Origin of the sequence: Sphingomonas sp. CFBP 13728 (assembly GCF_014841895.1) — a bacterium.
Classification (GTDB): domain Bacteria; phylum Pseudomonadota; class Alphaproteobacteria; order Sphingomonadales; family Sphingomonadaceae; genus Sphingomonas.
Genome location: NZ_JACYUS010000001.1, coordinates 977,519 through 992,449 on the forward strand (window position 1 = coordinate 977,519; position 14,931 = coordinate 992,449).

The 14,931-nt window shown below is 65.7% G+C and carries 18 protein-coding genes and 1 tRNA gene; 11 read left to right on the plus strand and 8 right to left on the minus strand.

Going from position 1 to position 14,931, the window contains the following annotated elements:
- Positions 1 to 82 precede the first annotated feature (82 nt).
- Together IFT67_RS04265 and IFT67_RS04270 are read right to left on the minus strand one after the other, a co-directional pair.
- The gene (locus IFT67_RS04265; protein WP_192145151.1) at positions 83 to 265 is read right to left on the minus strand and encodes a hypothetical protein; all 183 of its coding nucleotides are present in this window, start codon (positions 263 to 265) and stop codon (positions 83 to 85) included.
- Positions 266 to 312: 47 nt separating this feature from the next.
- Positions 313 to 1,029: a Crp/Fnr family transcriptional regulator gene (locus IFT67_RS04270; RefSeq protein WP_192145152.1), complete on the minus strand. Its 717-nt coding sequence runs from the start codon at positions 1,027 to 1,029 to the stop codon at positions 313 to 315.
- A gap of 131 nt (positions 1,030 to 1,160) precedes the next feature.
- Between IFT67_RS04270 and gntA the strand changes: the two genes are divergently transcribed.
- Both gntA and IFT67_RS04280 read left to right on the plus strand, forming a co-directional pair.
- Complete coding sequence (gntA, locus tag IFT67_RS04275; protein ID WP_192145153.1) at positions 1,161 to 1,847, plus strand: guanitoxin biosynthesis heme-dependent pre-guanitoxin N-hydroxylase GntA; 687 nt, start codon at positions 1,161 to 1,163, stop codon at positions 1,845 to 1,847.
- Positions 1,840 to 2,427, plus strand: a complete 588-nt coding sequence (locus IFT67_RS04280; RefSeq protein WP_192145154.1) for a DUF1989 domain-containing protein — start codon at positions 1,840 to 1,842, stop codon at positions 2,425 to 2,427. Before gntA ends, IFT67_RS04280 begins: the two co-directional genes overlap by 8 nt.
- Positions 2,428 to 2,436: 9 nt before the next feature.
- Here the strand turns inward: IFT67_RS04280 and IFT67_RS04285 are convergent, their stop codons facing one another.
- The 3 genes from IFT67_RS04285 to IFT67_RS04295 all read right to left on the minus strand — a co-directional run bounded on the left by IFT67_RS04285 (position 2,437) and on the right by IFT67_RS04295 (position 4,846).
- Positions 2,437 to 3,108, minus strand: coding sequence for a cell wall hydrolase (locus IFT67_RS04285; protein ID WP_192145155.1), 672 nt, complete (start codon positions 3,106 to 3,108; stop codon positions 2,437 to 2,439).
- An 87-nt stretch (positions 3,109 to 3,195) separates the two neighbouring features.
- Positions 3,196 to 3,280: transfer RNA gene (locus IFT67_RS04290), tRNA-Leu, on the minus strand.
- A 57-nt stretch (positions 3,281 to 3,337) separates the two neighbouring features.
- Positions 3,338 to 4,846, minus strand: a complete 1,509-nt coding sequence (locus IFT67_RS04295) for a YifB family Mg chelatase-like AAA ATPase (protein ID WP_192145156.1) — start codon at positions 4,844 to 4,846, stop codon at positions 3,338 to 3,340.
- A gap of 145 nt (positions 4,847 to 4,991) precedes the next feature.
- On the opposite strand from IFT67_RS04295, the gene IFT67_RS04300 reads away from it, so the two are divergent.
- The 9 genes from IFT67_RS04300 (at position 4,992) to dapE (ending at position 12,170) form a co-directional block, all read left to right on the plus strand.
- Positions 4,992 to 5,294, plus strand: coding sequence for a hypothetical protein (locus tag IFT67_RS04300; RefSeq protein WP_342450554.1), 303 nt, complete (start codon positions 4,992 to 4,994; stop codon positions 5,292 to 5,294).
- A gap of 87 nt (positions 5,295 to 5,381) precedes the next feature.
- A complete protein-coding gene (rpmH, locus tag IFT67_RS04305) occupies positions 5,382 to 5,516 on the plus strand; it encodes a 50S ribosomal protein L34 (RefSeq protein WP_031393806.1) in 135 nt (44 codons plus the stop codon).
- A 56-nt stretch (positions 5,517 to 5,572) separates the two neighbouring features.
- Positions 5,573 to 5,932 (plus strand): ribonuclease P protein component, encoded by a 360-nt coding sequence (rnpA, locus tag IFT67_RS04310; RefSeq protein ID WP_244647157.1) that lies wholly within the window; start codon positions 5,573 to 5,575, stop codon positions 5,930 to 5,932.
- A gap of 180 nt (positions 5,933 to 6,112) precedes the next feature.
- Complete coding sequence (gene yidD, locus IFT67_RS04315) at positions 6,113 to 6,358, plus strand: membrane protein insertion efficiency factor YidD (RefSeq protein WP_056486507.1); 246 nt, start codon at positions 6,113 to 6,115, stop codon at positions 6,356 to 6,358.
- On the plus strand, positions 6,355 to 8,061 hold the full coding sequence (yidC, locus tag IFT67_RS04320; RefSeq protein ID WP_192145158.1) for a membrane protein insertase YidC: 1,707 nt from the start codon (positions 6,355 to 6,357) through the stop codon (positions 8,059 to 8,061). The genes yidD and yidC overlap by 4 nt, the downstream gene beginning before the upstream one ends.
- A gap of 59 nt (positions 8,062 to 8,120) precedes the next feature.
- Positions 8,121 to 8,738, plus strand: coding sequence for a ribosome biogenesis GTP-binding protein YihA/YsxC (gene yihA, locus IFT67_RS04325; RefSeq protein WP_056052878.1), 618 nt, complete (start codon positions 8,121 to 8,123; stop codon positions 8,736 to 8,738).
- 136 nt (positions 8,739 to 8,874) lie between these two features.
- Positions 8,875 to 10,305 carry a S41 family peptidase gene (locus IFT67_RS04330; protein WP_244647158.1) on the plus strand — a complete coding sequence of 477 codons (1,431 nt, stop codon included), beginning with the start codon at positions 8,875 to 8,877 and terminating at the stop codon, positions 10,303 to 10,305.
- A 72-nt stretch (positions 10,306 to 10,377) separates the two neighbouring features.
- Positions 10,378 to 11,049: a glutathione S-transferase family protein gene (locus IFT67_RS04335; protein ID WP_192145159.1), complete on the plus strand. Its 672-nt coding sequence runs from the start codon at positions 10,378 to 10,380 to the stop codon at positions 11,047 to 11,049.
- Positions 11,046 to 12,170, plus strand: coding sequence for a succinyl-diaminopimelate desuccinylase (dapE, locus tag IFT67_RS04340; protein ID WP_192145160.1), 1,125 nt, complete (start codon positions 11,046 to 11,048; stop codon positions 12,168 to 12,170). Before IFT67_RS04335 ends, dapE begins: the two co-directional genes overlap by 4 nt.
- 44 nt (positions 12,171 to 12,214) lie before the next feature.
- Here dapE and IFT67_RS04345 read toward each other — a convergent pair whose 3' ends face one another.
- From IFT67_RS04345 to IFT67_RS04355, 3 genes are read right to left on the minus strand one after another with little or no spacing between them, the layout of a single operon-like run.
- Positions 12,215 to 12,859 carry a Smr/MutS family protein gene (locus tag IFT67_RS04345; protein ID WP_192145161.1) on the minus strand — a complete coding sequence of 215 codons (645 nt, stop codon included), beginning with the start codon at positions 12,857 to 12,859 and terminating at the stop codon, positions 12,215 to 12,217.
- Positions 12,834 to 14,222: a murein transglycosylase A gene (gene mltA, locus IFT67_RS04350; RefSeq protein WP_524539093.1), complete on the minus strand. Its 1,389-nt coding sequence runs from the start codon at positions 14,220 to 14,222 to the stop codon at positions 12,834 to 12,836. The genes IFT67_RS04345 and mltA overlap by 26 nt, the downstream gene beginning before the upstream one ends.
- On the minus strand, positions 14,222 to 14,869 hold the full coding sequence (locus IFT67_RS04355; RefSeq protein ID WP_192145162.1) for a Tim44/TimA family putative adaptor protein: 648 nt from the start codon (positions 14,867 to 14,869) through the stop codon (positions 14,222 to 14,224). Before IFT67_RS04355 ends, mltA begins: the two co-directional genes overlap by 1 nt.
- Positions 14,870 to 14,931 lie beyond the last annotated feature (62 nt).

The window sequence follows — 14,931 nt, forward strand, 5'->3', positions numbered from 1 at the left end:
GGTAGCATAGTGATAAAGTCAGACGGAGGAACCCGTGCGGGTCATTTGGCCCCTGCCCGCTCCTTTCGAGCAGGCGCGCCGCCTACTCCAGCGGCAGTTCGTCGGTCGACTGCATGGCCGCGCGCTCCGCGGCCACGATCAGTCTGCGACCGGTCTCCGCCGCGGCCTCCGGAGTCATCGCGATGGCGAGTCCGTCGGGCCCATCGAGCGTGACCACGCCATTCTCCGCCGACGCTACGCCCGCGATGGTTTCGGGCTTCAACATGGCTACGCTCCCGGTTCACGGCTCCGTCGGCGTACTGCCCATCGCAGTCAGGCGCCTCTGGAACCGTACAGATATTGTGGTTCGAACTCAGCAACGGCTGCAAGTGCTTTACGATCCAGGATATTTACTTCGCCTGCCTTGAACGTCAGCAGATTCTTCTCGCGCAGCGCTCGCAGCACGCGGTTGACGTGCACCCCGGTCAGCCCGCTCGCCTCGGCCAGATCGGGCTGCGTCATCGGCAGCATATAGCGCCCCTCCGCCGCCATCCCGACCATCTCCAGCCGCGCGTTCAGTTCGCAGAATAGATGTGCGACCCGGCCTTCCGCGCCGAGCCGCCCCAGCCGGAAGATCCACTCGCGGTGCATAGCCGCATCGAGCAGCGTGCTGAACCACAGCTTCTGCGTCAGGTGCGGATAGCGCTCGGTGATCGACTGCAACGTACGATGTTCGAAGCACGCGATCTTGACCGGCCCGAGCGTGGCGATGTCGTGATCGAGCCGCTTCATCGGAAAAGCATGGAGATCGACGAAATCACCCGGCACGTGCACCGCGACGAGCTGACGCTGGCCTTCGCGGTCGTCCATGTAGCGGCAGACGAACCCCTCGACGAGCAGCGTGCTCGTCTCGATCAGGTCGCCGGCGCGCACGATCTGCTTGCGCGCAGCGACATGCCGGACGGATTGAACGCCGTCCTCCAGCACCTGCTTTTCTTCGTTGCTCAACTCATGGCGACCACGGCCCATGAGGAATTTTTCCGAGATCATCGACACCCCTTCATCAACCGGCCTCGTACCGCCCTTGGCGATAGAAGAACAGATCGGGATTCGTACTGATCAATATCAAAGGTTATGTCGGGCGCGAAACATTGCCGCGGTTCGCGGGTTCCTCCCCGACCATGTATCAGCCAATCTTCCAGAACGACCACCCGCTCGCGCGCAAGTTCATCGAGACCGTGCGGGCGCCGCAATTCCCCTGCGTCGGCGCAAAATCGGCGCTCGCCAAGGGACAGATGGACATTCTCGTCGCCCGCGACGTGCGATCCGCTTGGGATGACATGAGAATTTCTCCCGCACTCGGCGAGACCGTCCGCAAATACCGTGAGGATCGCGCGATCTTCCGGACGCTAATCATAGTGTTCGAAGCGCCTGCTTTGCTGTCGGAAGAGGAGTTCGAGGCACATCTTTGGGCCCGCGCTCAGTCACTTAGCGACAAGGACGAATGGCTCGGCTACCGCCCCGACCCGTCGGTCAGCAGCGATCCCGACGATCCGCATTTCTCGTTGAGCTTTGCGGGCGAGGCATTCTTCGTCGTCGGCCTTCATCCCAATGCGAGCCGTCCGGCGCGAAAGTTCGAATCGCCGGCGATGGTGTTCAACCTGCACGACCAGTTCGAAGTGCTGCGCGACCAGCAGCGCTACGACAAGTTGCGGTCGTCGATCCTCGCGCGCGACCTCGAATATGCCGGCTCGATGAACCCGATGCTGGCGCGCCACGGCGAGTCGAGCGAAGCGCGACAATATAGCGGGCGCGTCGTCGACGAATCCTGGAAATGCCCTTTCAAGCGAGGCGAAGCCCGTGGCTAACATCAAGACGATCCCGCCGCGTTCGGGGGCCGGTTTCACGCTCGACAAGGGGCAGACGCTCACCGTGATCGATCCGGAAGGCCGCCAAGTATCGGACTTACTCGCCTATAACCGTGCCGACATTCGCGAGGCGATCTCGTCCGGGCGAACGCTCGATTATGCGAGTCGGCTGTACCTGACGACGGGCGACCTGCTCTATTCGAACCGCAGCAACGTGATGCTGGAGATCGTCTCGGACGATGTCGGACGGCATGATTTCCTGCTGACGCCGTGTTCGAAGGAAACGTTCTCGATCATTTATGGCGACACCGACCCGCATCGCGGCTGCTTCGGCAATCTCGCCGAGGCACTCGCGCCTTGGGACATCGAGCCGGACCAGATCCCGGTCGCGTTCAACTGCTTCATGAACGTGCCGATCAATGGCGAAACGGGCACGTTCACGGTTGAACCGCCGCTGAGCAAGGCCGGCGACACGATCGTCTTCCGCGCTGCGATGGACCTCGTCATCGGCATGACCGCGTGTTCGGCGCTGCAATCCAATGGCGGCAGCTTCAAGCCGATCCAGTACCGGATCGACTGAACGGACTGGCTAACGGCGCTGGTAGAAGATGTGCGACTCGACGGTCGCCACCTTGACGAGCGAACTGCGCCAGTACGGCACTAGCCAGTCGGTATGGTAATGCGTCGCGCGGCCGACCGGTGCATAGACATAGCCGTTCATCGCCCGCCGTGCCGCGTGTCGCGCCTGCTCCCAGCCCTCATGCTCGGGCCGTCGTGTCTGCGATCCGTCGCAGGTGAACGAGAACTGGCACCCGGTCTTGCGGTTCGCACCTTGATAGACGACCCCGCAGACCGTCTTGGGGAAGCCACGCGCGCCGACCCGGTTGAGCACGACCTGGATGACCGCGCGCTGTCCGTCGCGATCGGTACCGGCTTCATAGAGCGCGACGGTGGCGAGGCATTCGGTCGCCTGGAGGCGCGCCGCAGGACCACCGCGAAACCGGAACGGCTCCGCGCGCTTGCGTTTGTCGGCAACGATCGGGACCAGCGCATTGGACGCGCGCGCCTGCGCCATCGTCAGCCGGGGCTTGCGGTGATCCGTGGTGGTTTCGGTCGGCCAGGGCAGATCGGTCAGCGACCCGAAGATCGCCGCGAACGCGACCACTGCGCCGAGCAGGAGAAGCCAATGCTCCGACGATGGCCTAAGCCCGGATCGATTGCGCCGCCGCGATGAGACATATCGGGCCGGTCGCTTCGCCATCCCGCGTCCTTACCGGCGAAATTTTCGCAAGGAAACGATCACCGTGTTGCTCGCCCCGAGGGTCGACGCGTGATCGCTGGAAAGAGATGGTGCCCCTGGCCGGAATCGAACCAGCATGCCTTGCGGCAACCGATTTTGAGTCGGTCGCGTCTACCAATTTCGCCACAGGGGCAGCGGCGGGTTGGCTAGACGAAGCTTTCGTCCGCCGCAAGCAGGTTTAGTTGCGCCTTTAATTGCGGGGCGGCTGGCGGCGGTAGCTTAGCGCTTCGGCAATGTGGATACGACCGACGGTATCGCTGCCCGCGAGATCGGCGATGGTGCGGGCGACGCGGAGGATGCGCGTGTAGCCGCGCGCGGTCAGGCGCATCGCTTCGGCGGCTTGGGCCAGCAGCTTGCGGCCGGGTTCGTCGGGCGTGGCGACGGCGTCGAGCAGCGCGCCATCCGCCTCTGCGTTCGTGCGTACCGGGTGGTCGCGGTATCGCTCGGTCTGGATCGCCCGGGCGGCTGAAACGCGAGCGGAAACCTCGGCCGAGCCCTCGGTCGGCGGCGGGAGAATCAGGTCGGCGGCGCTGACCGCCTGGACGTCGATGTGCAGGTCGATTCGGTCCAGCAACGGGCCGGACACCTTCGCCTGATAGTCCGCTGCGCATTTCGGGGCTCGCGCGCAGGCCAGGCTCGCGTCGCCGAGGTGGCCGCACCGACACGGGTTCATCGCGGCGATCAACTGTACCCGCGCAGGAAAGGTGACGTGCGCGTTGGCACGGGCGACACTTACCGTGCCCGTCTCCAGCGGTTGGCGCAACGAATCGAGGACGGCGCGCTGGAACTCCGGGAGTTCGTCGAGGAAGAGCACGCCAAGATGCGCGAGGCTGACCTCCCCCGGCTTCACCTTCAGCCCGCCCCCGGTAAGTGCCGCCATAGACGCAGAATGGTGTGGAGCACGAAACGGACGCGTGCGGGTCAGGCGCCCGCCGGTCAGCGTGCCGGCCACCGATTGGACCATCGACACTTCGAGTGCTTCGGCGGGGTCGAGCGGTGGCAGGATGCCGGGCAGGCACGAAGCCATCAGCGACTTGCCCGAGCCAGGGGGCCCAACCATCAGCAGATTATGCGATCCGGCAGCAGCGATCTCCAGCGCGCGCTTCGCGGTTTCCTGCCCCTTCACCTGCCGCAGGTCCGGACCGTGATCAGCGTGCTCGGCGATGCCGGGCTTGGGTGGGCTGAGCAGGCCGTGGCCCTTGAAGTGATTGAGCAATGACAGCAGGTCGGGTGCGGCGATAACCTCGATCTCGCCCGCCCATGCCGCTTCCGACCCTTGCGCGGCGGGGCAGACCAACCCCTTCCCCACTTCCGACGCATGGAGTGCCGCCAGCAACACGCCCGGCGATGCGGTGATCCGTGCATCGAGGCCAAGCTCGCCGACGATCACATAATCCGCCAGCGCTTCGGCATCGACCACGCCCATCGCCGCGAGCAATGCCAGCGCGATAGGAAGATCGAAATGCGATCCTTCTTTCGGAAGATCGGCGGGCGACAGGTTCACTGCGATGCGTTTCGGCGGCAGCGACAGCCCCATCCCGGCGATCGCTCCACGCACGCGTTCGCGACTTTCGCCGACCGCCTTGTCGGCTAAGCCCACGACGTTGAACGCAGGAAGTCCTGGGATCAGTTGGACTTGCACCTCGACGGCGCGTGCCTCCAGCCCGAGATACGCCACCGTCGCTACGATCGCCGCCATGCCCGCTCCCCCGCGACACGACGTCACGCCTTATTCATACCCGATTTGCCATGTCTGCAAGTAAGGGGTCTGCAAGAACGCACGGCCCGGAACTCTCCGATCGCGCCGTCTTGTGAACCTAATACACCGGACCCACATGCCTTCCGTGAAAGCAGTCCGCTCCCCCGTCCTCCGCTTCAGCCAGTTGGTGCTCGGGATAGTGTTGATCCTGAGCGCACCCTTGCTCGCGCCTCTGCCGGGGCCTGCGGGTATTTTCCTGTTCGCGGGCGGCATGGTTCTCGTCCTGCGCAATTCGCGCTGGGCGCGACTCAAATGGGCGCGGCTGAAGCGACGTTGGCCACGGACCGGGCAGTTCGTCGATCGAATGATGCGGCGGCAGAGCGCGATGCGACGGCACGAGCGTGCCAAGGCTGCCAAAAACACGACCGTTACGACGGGTGCGAATTGACTTACCGCAGCCCTTTCCGTAAGCGCCCAGCCATCAAGGCCGTCCCCGTGGCGGCCGTTTTCTATTTGATGACCTAGGGAATGACCAATGAAGCGGACCTTTCAGCCGAGCAACCTGGTACGCGCACGCCGTCACGGCTTCCGCGCACGGATGGCGACGGTCGGCGGCCGGGCAGTGATCCACGCACGCCGCGCCCGCGGTCGCAAGAAGCTGTCGGCCTAACTATCCTCGACAAGCGCCGCGATTTTCTCGCGGCGAATGCGGGGAAGCGCGCACCGATGCCGGGATTCGTCCTGCTCATGCGCCCCCGCGATGACGGTGACGAGACGATGCGAATCGGCTTCACCGTCACCAAGAAGATCGGCAACGCCGTCGTCCGGAACCGCATGAAACGGCGGTTGCGGGCGTTGGCGCGCGAGCTGTTGGCGGAACGCGGCGTGGCGGGCGCCGATCATGTGTTGATCGGTCGTAACGGCGGGGTCGAGCGGGATTACGCGCTGTTGCGGACCGAGCTTGGCAAGGCGTTCCGCAAGGTGACGCCTCAGTCGACTTCCGACACCACCCCGGCGAACTCTCCCAGCCATGCGAAGGCTGCCACCCCGGCGAAGGCCGGGGCCCAATTGGGAAAGCGGCCTTGATGAAGCGCTGTGGCTTGTTACCGACGCTCCCCAATTGGGCTCCGGCCTTCGCCGGGGTGGTCGATCTTAGTCGGTACGCCTCTCGCCGCTTCTTGTTCTCCCACGAAGGCGGGAGCCCAGTCTGGGTCCCCGCTTTCGCGGGGAAACACTCTTACGGCGTGGGCGGACGTCGGTTTTGACATGCTAGCCCGCCTGCTCATCCTCATCGCACGCGGCTGGCAACTCGGGCCCTCGCTCGTCCTGCCGTCGAGTTGCCGCTACGATCCTTCGTGTTCCGCCTATGCAATCGAGGCCGTTGGGCGCTATGGCGCGCTCAAGGGGGGCTGGTTGGCGGCGAAGCGTATTGCGCGGTGCCATCCGTGGGGCGGGTACGGCCCCGATCCGGTCCCTGATATCGACAAGAAACTGAAAGACGCCGCCCTGTGAAAGACGACAAGCAGAATTTCGTGCTGTTCGCGGTGATCGCGGCGCTGATCCTGTTCGGATGGCCGCTGATCCAGGGCAAGTTCTTCCCGACCGCGAATCCGCCGGTCACGCGGATCGAGGGCGGCAAGACCAAGGCCGTCGCAAACCCCGCAGCCGATCCCGCCGCGGACGGTGCCGCCGCGATCGGCGATCGCAACGCGGTGATCGCTAGCACCCCGCGCATCCGCATCGAGACCCCCCGTGTTTCCGGTTCGATCAACCTGAAGGGCGCACGGATCGACGATCTCGTGCTCAAGGGCTATGACGAGACCGTCGCGAAGAACTCGCCGCCGATCCGCCTGCTCTCGCCCGCCGGCGCACCCGACGCGTATTTCGCGAGCTTCGGCTGGCGTGCGCAGGGCCTGGCCCCGCCCGCCGCCGACGCCGTCTGGACGCCTTCGGGCGCGACCACGCTGACGCCGACCACACCGGTCACGCTCGACGCGACCAACGCGACCGGGCAGCGCTTCCGCATCCAGATCGCGGTCGACCAGGACTACATGTTCACGGTCCGCCAGACCGTCCTCAACGCCGGCACCGCGCCCGTACCCGTCGCGACCTACGGCCTCGTCAACCGCGTCGGCATCTCGAAGGATCCGTCGTCGATGACGATCCATGTCGGGCCGATGTCGGTCGACAATGGCGGCGCGCATTACCGTCCGAACTACAAGGACATCGACGAAGCCGCGCAGAAGTTCACCACGACCGGCGGCTGGCTCGGCTTCACCGACAAATACTGGCTGACCGCGCTCGTCCCCGACCAGGGCCAGGCGTTCGACGGCCAGTTCCGCGCGGGCGCCAACAAGGCGTACCAGGCAGACTACGCGCTCCAGCCCAAGCAGGTCGCGCCGGGCCAGGCGATCACCCAGACGTCGCGTTTCTTCGCTGGCGCCAAGGAAGTCCGCCTGCTCGACCGCTACACCGATCAGCAGGGCGTGGCCAAGCTCGACTACGCGATCGACTGGGGCTGGTTCCGCATCGTCGAAAAGCCGATCTTCTACTATCTCGACTGGCTGTTCCGCATGGTCGGCAACTTCGGCGTCGCGATCATCTTGCTGACCGTGACGATCCGCGGCCTGCTGTTCCCGATCGCGCAGCGCCAGTTCAAGTCGATGGCCGCGATGCGCGCGGTCCAGCCGAAGATGAAGGCGATCCAGGAGAAGCATAAGGACGACAAGGTCCGCATGCAGCAGGAGGTCATGGCGCTCTACAAGACCGAGGGCGTCAACCCGCTCGCCGGTTGCGCACCGACGCTGCTCCAGATCCCGATCATGTATGCGCTGTACAAGGTGCTGATGCTGACGATCGAGATGCGTCACCAGCCGTTCGTCGCGTGGATTAAGGATCTGTCCGCGCCCGATCCGCTGACGCCGCTCAACCTGTTCGGCCTGCTGCCGTTCACGCCGCCGCACATGATCGCGATCGGTATCGTGCCGATCATCCTGGGCATCAGCATGTACTTCCAGTTCAAGCTGAACCCGACGCCGATGGACGACACGCAGAAGCAGGTCTTCAAGCTGCTGCCATGGGTGCTGATGTTCGTGATGGCGCCGTTCGCGGTCGGCCTCCAGGTGTACTGGATCACGTCGAACTGCCTGACCATCATCCAGCAGAAGCTGTTGTACGCCCGCCATCCGGGCCTGAAAGTGCCGGTGACCAAGTGAACGACGTCCCTAATTTAGGTCCGGATCTTGAGCAGACCGACGCGCCGTTCACCCCCGAGATGCTGGAGCATGCGCGGAAACTGTTCGCGGGGCATGTCGGCTTCCTGAAGTCGGCGCCAACGCTCGAATTCCTGCCCGACGCGTCGGTGCCGGAAGTGGCGTTCGCCGGTCGCTCGAACGTCGGCAAGTCGTCGCTGTTGAACGCGCTCACCGGGCGCAACTCGATGGCGCGCACGTCGAACACGCCGGGCCGCACGCAGGAGCTGAACTTCTTCGACGTCGGCGCCCCTCTCGCGTTCCGGCTGGTCGACATGCCGGGCTACGGGTTCGCCAAGGCGCCCAAGGACGTCGTCAAGAAATGGCGCTTCCTGATCAACGACTTCCTGCGCGGGCGTGACGTTCTCAAGCGGGCACTCGTGCTGATCGACTCGCGCCACGGCATCAAGGACGTCGACCGCGAGATCCTCGAGATGCTCGACAAGGCCGCGGTCAGCTACCGCATGGTCCTGACTAAGGCGGACAAGATCAAGGCGTCCGAACTGGTCGAGGTCACCGAGCGCACGGCGATCGAGGCGCGCAAGCGTCCGGCCGCGCATCCCGACATCCTCGTGACCTCGAGCGAATACGGCATGGGCATTCCCGAACTCCGCGCGGCGGTGGTCGAAGCGGTCAGCTGAACGAACCGGTATCGGGCGGCATCATGCGCTCGATCAGGCACCCGCGCGAAATCCATCGACATCGGACCGACCCGTTGTTTCCGGCTGACACCGCGGTCCGAATTTCATAGCCTCGCCCCAACGGGGAGAGTGATCGATGCAGATGCGTTTCGGGACGATGCTGGCGGCGGTGGCGCTACTGTCGGGGTGTGGCGGTAGCGATAGCGGGTCGAGCACGACCGGCGGTGGTACGACGGTCACCCCTACCCCGACCGCCAGCACGGGATGCTCGCTTCGCGAGCGCCAGGATTGGGCCGCAGCGCAGTTGCGCGAATGGTATCTGTTCCCGGACACGCTTCCCGCCGCGCTGAGCCCGGCGGCCTACACCACGGTCGACGACTATATCGATGCGCTGACGGCGACCGCGCGGGCACAGCGCAAGGACCGGTATTTCACCTATCTGACGTCGATCAAGGAAGAGAACGCGTATAACAATTCGGGTGCGACCGCGGGCTTCGGTCTGCGGTTCGCGCTGGATCAGACTGGCCAGCGGCTGTTTGCCGCAGAAGCGTTCGAAGGTGCCCCCGGTCTTGCCGCCGGGATCGACCGCGGTACGGAAATCATCGCGATCGGCACCTCGTCCGGCAGCTTGCGAACCGTGAGCGCGATCGTCGCCGCAGAGGGTACCGCAGGATTGTCCACGGCGCTTGGCCCCGACACGGCCGGCACGTCGCGGGCTTTTCGCGTCAACGATGCGGCGGGCTCGCGCGTCGTCACGGTCGCCAAGACCGACTTCGCGCTGTTGCCGGTTTCGAGCCGCTATGGCGCCAAGATCATCGACGATGGCGGACGCCGCGTCGGCTATCTGAACCTGCGGACGTTCATTCGGACTGCCTATGCACCGCTGAAGGCCGCGTTTGCCGATTTCCGGGCGAAAGGCGTGACGCAGGTCATCGTCGATCTACGCTACAATGGTGGCGGCCTGATCGAGACCGCCGAGTATCTCGGCGACCTACTCGGCGGTGCCCGGTCGACGTCCGAGGTGTTCGACTACGTCACGTTCCGCACCGAAAAGGCCGCGAACAACCTGACGCGGTTCTTTGCACCCCAGCCCGAATCGATCGCGCCGACGCGAATCGCATTCATCGGTACGGGCGGCACCGCGTCCGCGAGCGAACTCGTCATCAACGCGTTCACGCCGTACCTGCATACCAACGCCGGGCTGATCGGCACCAACACATACGGCAAGCCGGTCGGCCAGATCGCACTCGACAGGGAATCCTGCGACGATCGTCTGCGCGTGATCGCACTGGCGACGCAGAATGCCGCACGCCAGGGCGATTACTATGACGGGCTGGCGACCAAGGTCGAGGCGTCGTGCCAGGCGTCGGACGATATCGGCTACCAGCTCGGCGATCCGCTCGAGTCCTCGACGCGTCAGGCGCTGAACTTCCTCGCCGGGCGCAGTTGTACGCCGATCACCGGCGACGCCAGCGCGCGCGCGTTGCGTACCTCCGACACGCGACGCGACCTGCTGATGCCCGATCGTCCCGGCACGGCGCAGCGCGAGGTCCCCGGCCTGTTCTGATACGCTCCTCTCTGGCCCCATCAGCGAGCGGGACGATTGCCTCTTGTCGCCCCCTCGCCTAGCACCGCGCGCATGAAACTGATCATCGGCAACAAGGCCTATTCCTCCTGGTCGCTGCGCGGCTGGCTCGCGTGCAAGCAGTCGGGGCTGCCGTTCGAAGAAGTCGTCGTGCCGATGTACGACGCCGACTGGGAAAAGCGCCGCTCGGGCGACGAATTCGCGCCATCGTCTGGCAAGGTCCCGATCCTGTGGGACGGCGACGCGGTGGTCTGGGACAGTCTCGCGATCGTCGACTACCTCGCCGACAAGGTCGGACGCGACCGCTTCTGGCCCGAGGACAACGCAGCGCGCGCGATGGCACGGTCGATGGCGGCCGAAATGCATTCGAGCTTCGCCGCGCTGCGGCGCAAACACAGCATGAACGTGCGCCAGGTCTTCCCGGCGCGCACGCCGGACGACGACGTGCTCGTCGAGCTGCAGCGCGTCATGGAGATCTGGGCCCAGGCGCGCGCACGATTCGGTGGAGACGGCGATTTCCTGTTCGGCCAGTTCGGCGCGGCGGACATCATGTTCGCGCCGCTCGTCACGCGGATCGTCACGTACCAGCTGCCGATCGCGCGTTTTGCGGCAGGCTACATGCAGGCGATGTTCGAACATCCGTTCATGCAGGACTGGATCGCCGCCGCGCAGGAAGAGGAATGGGTCCTCGAACAATTCGAGCAGCCGGTGCCGACGCCTGCATGAGCGCGCCGATCGATCCGGTCGCGCTGACCCAGGCGTTGCTCCGCGCGGATAGCGTCACGCCCGCGCGCGGTACGGTATTCGATATCCTGGAGTCGGCGCTCGCCCCGCTTGGCTTTGCGGTCGATCGGTTCGTCGTCGGCGAGGCGCCCGACGGCCCGGTCGAGAATCTGCTCGCCGTATGCGGCGATGGACCGCGACATCTGGCGTTTGCCGGCCATGTCGACGTCGTCCCCCCCGGCGAAGGCTGGACCGGCTCGCCCTGGTCCGGCGAGGTCCGCGACGGATTGCTCTACGGACGCGGCGCGGTCGACATGAAGGGCGCGGTCGCCGCCTTCGTCGCAGCCGCAAGCCGCAGCGATGCCGGGACGTTATCGCTCATTATCACCGGCGACGAAGAAGGCCCCGCAACCTACGGCACCGTCGCGCTGATGGAGCGGATGGCCGCGCGTGGGATCGTTCCCGACCTGTGCCTGGTCGGCGAACCCACCTCGACCGCGCGGCTCGGCGACATGATGAAGATCGGACGGCGCGGCTCGGTCAACATCTGGATCGACGTGCCGGGGCGCCAGGGTCACGTCGCCTATCCGCATCTCGCCGACAATCCGATCCCGCGCCTGATCGCGATCCTCGCCGAGATCGAGACCGTGGTACTCGACGAGGGGACTGACTGGTTCCAGCCGTCGAACATCGAAGTCACCGACATCGCGGTCGGCAATCCCGCACACAACGTCATCCCCGCCAAGGCCTCGGCACGCCTCAGCGTCCGGTTCAACGACCAACACCGCGGGACGGACCTGATCGAGCATATCCGCGCGATCGCCGAGCGTCATGCGCCGGGCGCGGTCGTGAAGGGCAAGGTATCGGGCGAAGCGTTTCTTACCGAGCCGGGTGCGTTCTCGACGCTATTGTCGGCCGCGATCGTCGGCGCCACCGGAGTCACCCCGGAACTGTCGACGACCGGGGGAACCTCCGATGCGCGCTTCCTGTCGAAACTCTGCCCAGTGGTCGAGTTCGGCCTGATCAACGCAACCATGCACAAGGTCGATGAGGCGGTCGCGGTGGCTGACCTGCTGACGCTGACGGATATCTACGAAGACGTGATCGCGCGCGCACTCGGCTGAGCCTTCTTTCCTCCTCTGCCGGAGGAGGAAAAATCAAAACCTAGCTAGTCCCGTCCGCGCCTAAGGACGATGTACAGCGCACCCTGCCCGCCGTGCCTCGGATGCGCGCCACGGACCGCCGCGATCGAATCGGCATGCCGCGAGCCCGCCAGCCAGTCCGCCACTGCCGACCGGATCGCGCCACGTGCGTGCGGGCGTTCGCTTTCCGGCCGCGGCGGCTTGCCCGTCACCAGCAGCAGCACACGGTCCCCTCGCGCGATCGCCCGCCCGAGCCCGACGTCGAGCAACGCATGCGCCGATGCCAGCGTATGCCCGTGCAGATCGATCGAGCTGTCGGGACTGACCACGCCGCGCGTCAGCCTCTTGTCCCAGCCGCCGTCGAGCGTGTTGGCCGTGATCGGCTTGGCGACCGGCCGCGACACCACCGTCGGTTTCGCGCTCGGCCGGCTGGCGAAGGGCGTGACGACCGTGCGGATCAACGGCTTCACCTTGCCCATCGGCGCGGGCGGAGGCGGTATGACCTTACCGTTTGGCCCGATAAGCGGCTTGGGCGGGGGCGGTAGCGGCGGCGCCCGGTCCGGGATGCGAACCGCGACCACGCGCATCGGCCGGACGCTCGCCATGACGCGCGCCCAGAGTTGCGCCTCCTCGGGAGTGAGGGGGTCAGGGTTGAGGGATCGGCCCGCCATCTTGCGCCCCATCTATCTGACCGTTGACCCGCTGGCCGTTCAGACGCTGAACCGTGCCGATTGGCAGGAACAGGAACGCGGTGCCACGCCCGGCCATTCCGCCTGCGGTCGACTCTGCCGCAGGGCCGGCGCCCCAGAACGTATCGAACCGATTGCTGCCCTTGATCGCGCCGCCGGTATCCTGCGCGATCCACAAGCCACTCGCGTCCTGCCGATCGAGCGACAGGAACACGGGCGCGCCAAGCGGCACGAACTTGACGTCCGCCGCGGCGCTCACCTGACCGGTGACCGGAAGGCCGAGTGCCCCCAGCGGCGCGCCCTCGAGTTCGCGGAAGAACACGAAGCTCTTGTTCTCGCGCATGATCGCCTGCCCTTCGGCCGGGTGCGCATGGAGCCACGCGACGATACCCTGCATCGAGGTCTGTCCGGGCTGGAGCAGGCCCCGCGACTTCATCAGCGCGCCGATGCCGGTATAATCGCGCCCGTTCTGGGTAGCATAGCCGACGCGCAGGATCTCGCCGTCGGGCAGTCGCAACCGCCCCGACCCCTGGATCTGGAGGAAGAACAGCTCGATCGGGTCGCGCGCCCAGGCGAGGATCGGCGCCCGTCCCGATATCGCACCCTGCTCGATCGCGGTCCGATCGTAATAGGGCACCAAGTTGCTGCGATCGACGCGACCGCGAACCTTCTTGCCCTTCAGCGCGGTCGAGAACGCACCGAGATCGACATCGATCAGGTCGTTCGGGCGGCCATAGATCGGCGCATAACCGTCGCGCCGTTCCAGCGAACCGGCGATCTCCGGCTCGAAATAGCCCGTCGCGAACGCCTTGCCGTCGCCGACCTGCGCCGCCTCGAACCATTGCGCGAAGAAATTGCGTGCCCCGCCGCGTGGCACCGAAACCGCGGCGGCACAGGCCGGCTGCCAGTCGGCGCCGCGGGTGAGACCCGACGCGTCGTTACGCCGAACGAGCGACGGGCAACTCGTCACGAAGGCCGCCAGCGCGGACTGCGCCTGAGCGTCGTCGATCGGCAAGCTGGCAACCACCGGGCCGGCAACGACGCCTGCGGTTGCCGCATTCGTCGGCGTTACGGGGGCGATGACTGGAATCGGCAAGACCGGCACCGCACCGACGATGCGCGCCGGCATCTGAATGCCGCGGATGTTCGGGGATGCGCCGGTGTCGCGCGAGGGATGAACGCGTACGGGCTCACGCGCGGGTTCGCGATCGGATCCCCGGTTATCGTCGACCGGCACCGGCCCCGATCGCGGTGGCGCGACACCGCCGACGCACGCGCTCAGCAAAATCGACAGCGCCAGCGCGCTGGCCCCGGCCCCGGCCCCGGCCCCCTTGGATCGCACGATCACGCCTCGTCGGTGTCGGCGAGCTTCCAGTTCGGATCGCTGCTTTTCAGCGTCCGTGCGAATGTCCAGACGTCATGCGTCTCGACGGCGTCGGTCAATGACCCGGCCAGCACGACGCCGTCGCCATCGCGCGTCACTGCGGCGATGTCTGCATCGAACCTGACGGTGATCCGTGCATCGCGACCCGACACGCTCGCATCGGAAATGACCGCGCGCTCGATCGACACGAGACGGTTGTCCAGAACCTCACCAGCCGCAACCCGCGCCGCGATCGCTTCGCCAAACGCTGCACGAACGTCGTCTTCCGCAAGATAGCCGAGCTGTTCCTCGTCGCCCTTCCAGAACGCCTCCAAGACCATGCGGTAGGCCGCCTGCGCACCTTCGAGGAACTGGTTGACGTCGAACCCGGATTCGGCGGCGACGATCGAACGCAGGCCGGCTTCGGCGCGCGGCTCGATGTTGCGGCTAGCGATCTCGCGCGGCTCGGGCGTGGTAGCGTCAACCGTTCGCGGAACGGCGGCGATCGCGGGGCGGTCCTCGGCTGCCCGCGGCAGGGGCTGTTCATGCCCCGTTCGCTTGCCGAGCACGCTGTAGAGTCGCATCGCCAAGAAGCCTGCAACCATCGCGAGAAGAACTACGTAAAACAACCGTGCCTCCGATCTTCGGGCTAACATAGGCCAAAGCTGCGTTTATTCAAACCCGGGGCCGT